The sequence below is a fragment of the Vibrio sp. Vb0937 genome (assembly GCF_033338855.1).
Genome location: NZ_JAWOTK010000368.1, coordinates 1 through 1,124, shown reverse-complemented (window position 1 = coordinate 1,124; position 1,124 = coordinate 1). Strand labels below are relative to the sequence as shown.

Below are 1,124 nucleotides of genomic sequence, written 5' to 3'. Positions count from 1 at the left end.
GCAGACCTTCTGCGCCGTGGTAAACCGCGTAGAAAGACGCCATGTTTGCTAGTAACGCTTGAGCGGTACAGATGTTTGATGTCGCTTTTTCGCGGCGGATGTGCTGCTCGCGAGTCTGCATTGCCATACGAAGTGCTTGGTTGCCTTTCGCATCGATAGAAACACCGATAACACGGCCTGGCATTGTACGTTTGTGTTTGTCACGAGTTGCCATGAATGCCGCGTGTGGACCGCCGTAGCCCATTGGCACGCCGAAACGCTGAGCTGAACCGATTGCGACGTCTGCGCCCATTTCTCCAGCAGGCTTCAATAGGGTAGAAGCTAGTAGGTCAGTCGCAACAGTGACAAGCGTTTTGTTTGCTTGCGCTTTCGCGATGATGTCCGTTAGGTCACGAACTTCACCCGTTGTGCTTGGGTATTGAACCAGCGCGCCGAATACGTCTTGCTCTGGTAGAGATTCTAAAGAACCAACTAGCACTTCAAAACCGATGAATTTAGCACGCGTTTTTACCACTTCGATGGTTTGTGGGTGCACATCGTCAGCCACAAAGAATACGTTGCTCTTGCTCTTACCTGCGCGCTTACAAAGTGTCATCGCTTCTGCCGCTGCCGTTGCTTCATCAAGCAAAGACGCGTTTGCGATTTCCATACCGGTTAGGTCGATAACCATTTGTTGGAAGTTCAGTAGTGATTCCAAACGGCCTTGAGAAATTTCTGGTTGGTATGGTGTGTACGCGGTGTACCAGCCTGGGTTTTCTAGTACGTTACGCAGAATGACATTTGGCGTGAACGTGTTGTAGTAACCCTGACCGATGAATGTACGTTTGACTTGGTTTTGTTTTGCGAATTGTTTCATCGCAGCCAACATGTCCGCTTCGCTTTTCGCTTCTGCCAACGTCATTGGCTGCTCAAGGCGGATGTTTGCTGGTACGGTTTCGCTGATCAGTGCGTCTAGGCTAACTGCGTTGATCGCTTCCAACATTTTTTGTTGGTCAGAAAGTTTTGGTCCGTTGTGGCGTCCAACGAACTCGTTTTGTGTGCTGAGGCTTTGAAGTAATTCAGTCATTGTCCTTTACCTACTCCTTGGCTCGGGTATCGGAAATGGTCTTAATTGACTCATTTAA

At 49.3% G+C, this 1,124-nt stretch carries 1 pseudogene; it reads right to left on the bottom strand.

Features of this window, described 5'->3' with window-relative positions:
* Window positions 1–1,066: pseudogene (locus tag R7P67_RS25775) on the bottom strand (glycine dehydrogenase); the annotation flags it as partial.
* Window positions 1,067–1,124: the final 58 nt, after the last annotated feature.